10 protein-coding genes are annotated in these 7,603 nt (G+C 65.2%); all 10 read right to left on the bottom strand.

The window, feature by feature from the left end; genetic code table 11:
• Positions 1 to 8: 8 nt before the first annotated feature.
• Positions 9 to 527: a hypothetical protein gene (locus tag ASF77_RS11405; RefSeq protein WP_056339148.1), complete on the bottom strand. Its 519-nt coding sequence runs from the start codon at positions 525 to 527 to the stop codon at positions 9 to 11.
• Between the two features lie 93 nt (positions 528 to 620).
• On the bottom strand, positions 621 to 3,365 hold the full coding sequence (locus ASF77_RS11400) for a hypothetical protein (protein ID WP_156648860.1): 2,745 nt from the start codon (positions 3,363 to 3,365) through the stop codon (positions 621 to 623).
• A gap of 7 nt (positions 3,366 to 3,372) precedes the next feature.
• Positions 3,373 to 3,645 (bottom strand): hypothetical protein, encoded by a 273-nt coding sequence (locus tag ASF77_RS11395; protein WP_056339144.1) that lies wholly within the window; start codon positions 3,643 to 3,645, stop codon positions 3,373 to 3,375.
• A gap of 29 nt (positions 3,646 to 3,674) precedes the next feature.
• Complete coding sequence (locus ASF77_RS11390) at positions 3,675 to 4,064, bottom strand: hypothetical protein (protein ID WP_056339142.1); 390 nt, start codon at positions 4,062 to 4,064, stop codon at positions 3,675 to 3,677.
• Positions 4,065 to 4,073: 9 nt separating this feature from the next.
• A complete protein-coding gene (locus ASF77_RS11385; protein ID WP_056339141.1) occupies positions 4,074 to 4,709 on the bottom strand; it encodes a phage tail tube protein in 636 nt (211 codons plus the stop codon).
• A gap of 64 nt (positions 4,710 to 4,773) precedes the next feature.
• A complete protein-coding gene (locus ASF77_RS11380) occupies positions 4,774 to 5,124 on the bottom strand; it encodes a DUF3168 domain-containing protein (RefSeq protein ID WP_056339139.1) in 351 nt (116 codons plus the stop codon).
• Positions 5,121 to 5,582 carry an HK97-gp10 family putative phage morphogenesis protein gene (locus ASF77_RS11375; protein ID WP_156648859.1) on the bottom strand — a complete coding sequence of 154 codons (462 nt, stop codon included), beginning with the start codon at positions 5,580 to 5,582 and terminating at the stop codon, positions 5,121 to 5,123. Before ASF77_RS11375 ends, ASF77_RS11380 begins: the two co-directional genes overlap by 4 nt.
• The gene (locus tag ASF77_RS11370) at positions 5,575 to 5,913 is read right to left on the bottom strand and encodes a phage head closure protein (RefSeq protein ID WP_056339134.1); all 339 of its coding nucleotides are present in this window, start codon (positions 5,911 to 5,913) and stop codon (positions 5,575 to 5,577) included. The genes ASF77_RS11375 and ASF77_RS11370 overlap by 8 nt, the downstream gene beginning before the upstream one ends.
• Positions 5,914 to 6,094: 181 nt before the next feature.
• Positions 6,095 to 6,585: hypothetical protein (locus tag ASF77_RS25265; protein WP_373961848.1), on the bottom strand; the 491-nt coding region annotated here is incomplete at its 3' end.
• The coding region (locus tag ASF77_RS24530; RefSeq protein ID WP_200934164.1) for a hypothetical protein at positions 6,582 to 7,603 on the bottom strand (1,022 nt) is incomplete at its 5' end. The genes ASF77_RS24530 and ASF77_RS25265, both read right to left, overlap by 4 nt.

Here is a 7,603-nt window from a genome sequence, read left to right as displayed (position 1 = left end):
GTGGAGTTTCATCGCTGCTTCTGGAACCAGGCGGACAGCCAGACGGTCGGCTTGGCGACCAGGTCGTTGAGGTAGTCGAGGCCGGTGTCCGTCGGATTCACCTTCTTATGCTGCGCCGCGTTCAAGCGCAGCGCCGGGCGGCGCTTCAATCCATAGGCGCTCGTCTCGCACCGGAGCGTGATCGACCCGGACTCATCGTTCACGCCGACGTTGAGCGTGTCCATCACTCTGTACATCTTGGCCGCCCGCCCGCGGTATTCCTCGACCGAGCCCACGGCCAGCGACAGCCAGGCCGGCTGGGCGGAGTTGATCGTGAAGTTCAGCGGCCGGGATTCGAGGCCGTCCGATTCCTCGACTGTGCCGATCGAGCCGAGCGTGCCGACGCCTGACCACTCGAAGCCACCCCACACCAGCGGAATGTTCGCGGTGGAGAGGCGCGATGTGGCGGACGCGAACAGGAATTCGACAAAATAGACGGTGCGCGTGACCGGCTTGGCCAGCTCCGCGTTCTGTGCTGCAGTGGTCATCGGTTCCTGATCTCAAAAAGAAAGGGCCCCTGCGTGAGGGGCCCGGTTTGAACGGTGAGACTTTACGGTCGCCAGTCTTCCAGCAGGCTGATGCTAATGCCCCTGACGATTCCGCCTGGCTCGTGCTCCCAGCCGGCCTTCGATTCGGTGCGGCGGAACAGCGCCTTGGGACGATCCCAGGTCACCGCGGCGCCGGCCGAGAGCGCGCTGCGCAGTGCTGGCTCGAAGCTGACGGTGATGACACCCGATGCATTTGAGGTGGCGTCGGCCGTGACCATCACGACCTGTTGCGTCAGGCCGGCGCCGACACCGAGCAGGTCGCCGGCCAGCAGCGTCTTGCTCGCCTGGCCGGCCGCCGTGACCGTCATCGACGTGGCGCCCTGAGCGGTCGCGCCGGCCGTCATCGCGCCGCGCATCGTGCCGCGCGGGACGGGCCGCCCGAAGTTCCACAGGGCCAGCTGGTTCGTGCGGCCGCGCAGCTGCATCATCAGCACCTGCCACAGCTCGGTACGCTTCAGGCTGGCCGTGATCGTCGTCTCCCACAGCGGCGCGCTGCCCTCGATGGCCTGGGCGCCGAAGATCGAGCGGAACTCGGCGTCCATGCGGCGTTGGCCCCAGCTCTGGCTGGCCACCGAGAGCCCGGTTGGTACGTTGATAATTGCCATCAGATCTTTCCTGCTCGTTGGAGCTTGTCGACCAGWTCAGCCTGCGGTTCTCGGCCATGTCGGTCTTCCCGTCGATGTTGATGTGGATGGTCTGGGTGAGCTGGCCGCCGAATCCGCCGGCGCCGCCGCGCGTGGCCAGGTTGCGGATTACTTCCGCCTGGGCTTTCGGCAGCACCATCTCCTTTTCGTGCAACTGCGTCACTGGGTTCGCTCCGGCCGGGATGTCGTAGCCACCCTCCGCCGACGCTTCGGCGATGGCCAGGCCGGCAGTCATGCCCGCGCTCGCGTAGCCCGCCACACGGATCGCCATCGCAATCGGCGTGCCGAATGCGCCGAACTGCGCCTGGGCCTTCGACGCGGCCACCTCGGTGTTCATGATGATCTCGGCCACCGCAATGGCTTTGCTCGCAAGGAACACGGCTTTGGCCAGGGCGGTCTGCTCCAGCCCCGCCTTCTGCATGAGGTTGTACAGCTGATCAGCAGCATCACCCGACATGCCGAGCATCTGCAGCTGGTTAGCGCGCTGGATATCAAGCTTGGCCCGCTCGTGCCGCGCAGTCTCCTGCTCAATCAACGCGTTCGCGGCAATCTCGTTCCCAAGCTTGGACTCGCCGAAGATTCGCAGCTGCTCGATGCGAGTGTCGTGAAATGCCTGCTCCGACTCGGCCTCGGTCATCAAGCTCAGCCGGATGTTCTCGGCATTCTGGCTCGCCTGGTCAGCGGCGCGCAGCTGTTGGTCAAGCCGACGCTGCGTGGCGTCTTCGAGGTCGAGCGTTGCGTCGATCGCGTTCCGCAGCGCGAGGGTTTCGTCGTTCGCCTGATCTACAATGCGAGCCCCGATCGCTTGATCGGGCGCCCACTCACGCATGCGCGCGATTGCGGGCGCGAGGTCGGCGGCCGCTGGCGTGGCGCCTTGCCCCCCTTCGCCCGGCACCGGCTTTGCGTTACCGCCACCGTACGCCAACTTCGTTCGGCCAGGATCCTGTGCAGGGACGATTCCTGCCAGCGCATCTGCACCGGCGGCAAGCTGCGCATCAAACCGGCACGCGATACGGCCGATCACCGCTTGCTCCATCCTGTTGGCCGGCGCGTTCCAGAGCTCGGCCAGCTTCCGGTTCGACTCGTCCACGACCGCGTTTCGCTCCGCCAGCGCCGCTTTGATCACGTCGTTCGGGTTAATTCCCTTCAGGAGGTTTTTAGCGGCGTTGATCGGGTTCGCATTCTCGGCCACAACACCCATCAACTGGATGTCCGCGATGACTGCTTGGAAGCTTCCCTTCACTGCGCCGAAGACTCGCGGGATCAACATCGCGACGTCAACCATGCGCGCCAAGCCGATCGCCACGTCGTCGGCCCAGGTATCAACGCTGGTCGTACCTGTCAGGTTGTTGGACTCGGTGGTCAGGCCCGATAAGGCGCCGATGAAGTCGTTTGCTGCTGGCAAGGCTGCTGTGACGATCGATGTCGTCATCTCGTCGTACTTGAGCTTGAGCAGGCCCAACTGATCCTGATATGCAGCCGCAGCTGCGGCCGCCTCGGCGCTGTCCCCAGCAAACTTGTCGATGCTCTCAGCGACGTCGTTCATGAAAGGCAGCAGGTCGGCCGCCGACTTGCTCATCAAGTCGGTGACGACCGCGACCTTGTTCCCGCCATCCTCGTATTCTTGCAACCGCCGGGTAATTATGACGAATGCTTGAGCCGGGTCTTTGCCCTTAAGTTCGTCGGTCGAGATCCCGATAGCGGCCAACGCCTTAGCGGCCTTACTCCCCTCCTCGTCCGTGCTGGCAAGGTTCTTCGACAGCTTGACCAGTATCCCATCGACGGCGCCCAGGTCGGTGCCGGTGAAAGCCGCCACCTTGCTGAGCTTGGACAGCGTCTCGACCGAGGAACCGGTCTTCTGCGCCATGTCGTCGAGGTCGGCCAGCGCGCTGATTGCCTTGTTCGCCTCGCCGACCAGCACGTCCACGGACAGGGCGACGCCGACCGCCCCGAGGACATTCCTCACCACATCGGCGGCCGCGTTCATCCTGCCCATCGTCTGCTCGACCGTCTGGGAAGCACGCCCCATGTCCGAGGTAAAGCGAGCGATGTTCGCTTCGAGGTTGACGACGAGCTGTCCGAGGTTTGCCATGCGGATTCCAGAAAAAGAGAAACCCGCCAGGTGGCGGGTCATTGCTGCGCTACTTCGGTGGAAGCCCAAACATCTTCGCGCGTATCAGGTTCGACTGCGCGACAGGGTCATCCAGCAGCTCGGGTTCGGGGTTTTCCTGCACCACGCTGCCGAACATGAAGTCCTCGAGCTTGTAGGGCTCGACGTCCTTCCCGCGCTGCGCATTCGCCTGCAGGGCCATCGCCGAGCCGTGCCGCCGGTCGGCGACCTCTCCACCGAAAGGCTCAAGCAAGTAGAACGCCTGCCATTCCGCGAACTCGGCCGAGTCGATCTCGGCCTGCACCTGGCGGACGCTCTTGCCGTGCGCGAGCGCTAGACGGAACCAGAATCGTCGCTCTGGTCGCTCGCGGAGTTTTTTTCCGCGTCCGGCACTGCGGCGGCGCCCAGCCCGTTGATGCGCATCGCCGCGGCGGCCATCAGGTCGAGCGCCGCCGAGCTTTTGGTGCGCAGCTGGTCGAGGTCGTCCATCGTGAACATCGGCTCGCCGGCCTCGTCGATGCACGTGTGCACCAGCAGCGCAGCGTGCACCGCGCTGGCCGGCCGCGGCTCGTCGCCGAACGAGCGCATGTATTCCTGGAAGGCGTCGCGTGCGGCGCCGGACATCACGCGGATACGGACTGCACCGTCCAGCTGGGGCACCGGCACGTCTTCGTGCCTTACGTCATGCGCAGCGAAGAACGCCGCTTTATTCAGAAGTTTCATGCGCCCTCCTTATGCCCAGCTTACAGGGCCGGAAATCTTCGTGTCGACCTTGCCCTTCAGGACGGCATTGACGCCGCCGCCGGTCGGCATGGTCTTCACGAGGGCGCTGAACGAGGCGACGCTACCGTCCGGCAGGGTCAGCTTGAACGGCGTGACCGCGCCGCTGGTGCGCGCTGCGCGCAGGGCGATCTGGCCGACGTCGGTTTTCAGGGTCTTGATCTCGAAGCCGAACTTGCCCTCGTCCTTGATGCCCGACACGAACTCCTTTGCGGTGGAGTCCAGGTCGGTGGTGTCCAGCTCGTCGGCTGCGCCGTCGAAGCCGTCGAACGACATCAGGCCGTTGATCTTCGTGTAGGTCTGCGGGGTCGCGGTGCCGCCCGAGGTGTAGGTCAGGCCGGTGGTGTCGGCGTCCAGCAGCGCGAAGGTGTTGGCGGTCTTGTTGGCGACGACGCGCTGCGTGCCGTTCAGGAGCGCGCCCATGGTGCCGACGACCGAAGCCAGGACGACGACGTCGCCGTTGTTGAGGCCATGGGCGTTGCTGGTCACGATGGCCGGGAAGCCGACCGAAATCGCGGTGATGGTCTTGGCGCCGCCGGTACCGGTGGCCATGTGCAGGGTGCTGCCTTGTGCGGAGATTCCGGACATTGTGTTTCCTTTTGACGAAAAAAAGACCGCTCATGGCGGCCGGCTGGGTGGGTGGATGATGCGGTTACTGGTGAATCGTGGCGATGTCGAGCATCGTGCGGTGCAGTTTCACTTCCGACTCGTAGCTGTCCAGCTCGAGCTGGATGACGTTCGAGATGTGCCAGGTCTTGAGGGCGGATCTCACCGCCGCGGCCCGCGCATCGACGTCACCGGCGGCGCCGTAGATATCGAGCTGGATCCGGGTTTCGCTCTCGTTGTCGGCGCCGCCGTTCTCGTCGAGGGTTACGCCCGGCACGCTGGCGACCCGGGCGAACACCGCGTAGGGCGCCTGCACTCCGTCCGGCGCTACGCCGCGGTACGCGCGGCCGTCCATGATCGGGTCGACCAGGGCGAGGAAGGCAGCCAGGATGGTCATTGGCCCCTCCCCAGGTCAGCAGCGTGCGCTTGAATACGCTCGTCGAGCTTCTCACCAATCGCTTCGACAGCGGCCACCTTTTTGGCATCAAAGGCCGGTCGCATGAAAGGCTGGGCCGGCATCTTCGCGGTGCCGAACTCGACGAATTTCCAGTAGAAGCTGTCCTTGTCGACGTTGCGCGCCTTGCCGGAGAGCCGGGACTTTTTGCCGCCTCGGGTATAGACAGAGTAGCTGGCCGTGACCAGCTCGCCTCCGCGAACCTCACGCTCACGCTTGATCTGGATGTCTCGCTTCATCTCGCCCGTATCGACCGGAGCCAGGTTGCGCGCCTCATTTCGGATCAGTGCCGCGCCTGCGCTGGTCGCTGCGCGCAGCCCGTTTTTCGCCAGCCGCGGCCCGAGCTTCTTCAGATTTTCGGCCAGCTCCTTGAAGCCTTCCACGTTCATACTGTCAGCCACGGCCCACCCCTTTCTTGCACATCAACTTGAGCGCCCTGCCCTGCTGGTCGAGCACCGCCTCGATGTCGTAGACGTCGGTACCGTGCACGACGCGCATAGCCGGGACAATCCCGGCGCGGTGCCGGATCTCGATTTCGGTCTGCACGGCGTTCTGCGTTCCGCCGGCGGCCACGTACTGGCGGCCGGTCAGGTCGCGGATGCCCGCCCAGATCTTGCCGTCGCTGGTCGTGATCACATTCGCCCATACCTCGGTCGGCGCGCCGCTGGCGTCCTTGCCGGCGACCAGCTGCTGCAGCGCGACGCGCTTGTTCAGTCGAGCTGCGATCGTCATAGGCTGGGCACCCACAGGCCGTCGAGCAGCCGATCCAGGTACTCGACATTGAACGGTTTACCCACCGACGCGCCCGCGCCGGTCGAGCTTTCGAATTGCACCTGTAACTTCGCCAGGATGTACATCTGTACTTCCTGCGGAACGGTATCGGCGCCTGGCCCATATCCGGCCGTGTATTCGNGTCGAGCTTTCGAATTGCACCTGTAACTTCGCCAGGATGTACATCTGTACTTCCTGCGGAACGGTATCGGCGCCTGGCCCATATCCGGCCGTGTATTCGACCGTCACCGCATTGACGTGCCCCTCCGTCGCCGGCCAGGCTTTCCCACGCGCAGGCACGATGTAGGCCGGCACCGTGACCTTGTCGACGTAATAGTCGGCTGGGTCAAGCGTACGCTCTACGCCGTCGGGATCCAGGAAGCGAACCGCCTCCACGCTGAACGTCGGCGCGCTGAGCTTGATCGCATCAGGGAAGGCGTCGAGTGTGATGCGCATGCCGCGGTTAACGAAAGCGCGGTGGGTCTGCTTTTCGGCCTCGGCCGTGATACCGGCAATCCAGATCCCGATCATCATGTCGAGGGACGTGTCGTCCTCGTCGATGCGCAAGGCCTGCTTGGCGATAGCCATTGTTACAGCCAGCGCCGCGGGCGCCGACGTTTTTTCTCTGCTCATCGATATGCTTTCTCAAATGCGGGTGGCCGACGGCCGCCGGTTTGCGCCGGTCGCGCCTGGTATTCACCGCGGCGCGGCGCATAGCCGGGCCCGGCCGGCGCACGGGTAAAGCTAACGCCCACGCCCAGGTTGCCAACGCCGGAAGCGACAAGCCGCGCCGAGCCGGACAGCGCCACCCGAGTCGCCAGTACTCCTGCCGCGCTCACGCGCGCGGGCGCGAGACCGGCAAGGCTGATTGCCGTCGACAGCTCGCCCAGCACGCTCGATCGCCCGGCGGCCACGCCCGACAGCGACACACCGGAGCCGGCGAGCGTGCCGGATGCGGACGACTGCAGCGCGGCGGCGCCGGCGAGCGAGATGGCGGTTGACAGGTCGCCGCTGGCCGAAACACGAGCAACGGCTGCACCTATCAGCCCGGCAGCGCCGCCGTCCAAACTGCCGGACGCAGTCGCGCGCGCGGCAGCAGCGCCCGCCAGGGCAATCCCCGTCAACAGGGAACCGGAGGCAGCGGATTGCTGGCCAGCCGCGCCGGCCAAGGCGATAGACGTGGTCAGCACGCCGGCTGCAGTGGCTTGCACTCCAGCCGAGCCCGACAGCCTGATCTCGGTGACCAGCGAGCCGCCCGCGCTTGCCTGGATCCCGGCCGCGCCGGAGAGAGCAATTTTGGTAGTCAGCGAACCGCCCGCTGTAGCGCGGAGCGCGGCAGCGCCGGCGAGCGCAGTATCGGCAATGACGCCGCTTGCCCCATTGCCCAACATCGGTTCCGGCGTGCGCTCGAGCGCGGCTGGGTCGAAAACAGCAACTTCCTCGCCTGGCGTGATGCGGTTCCACACCAGCGTGTAGAAGATCAAGCCGTCCCAGCTGCGCGCCATGTCCGCGGCGCGATTACCGATGGTCATCGGCGTAGTCGGGGCGTCGATCAGCGTGCCATTGATGACCGTGCCGAACACGGTCTGCACGCCGTTCACCCAGGCGTTGATGATCGAAACGCCGTTGGCGTATTCGTGGGTCACGCGCA

It is taken from the genome of Massilia sp. Leaf139 (genome assembly GCF_001424165.1).
Taxonomy (GTDB): domain Bacteria; phylum Pseudomonadota; class Gammaproteobacteria; order Burkholderiales; family Burkholderiaceae_D; genus Telluria.
The sequence above is the reverse complement of the archived record's forward strand: the minus strand, read 5'-3'. Positions and strand labels throughout refer to the sequence as shown.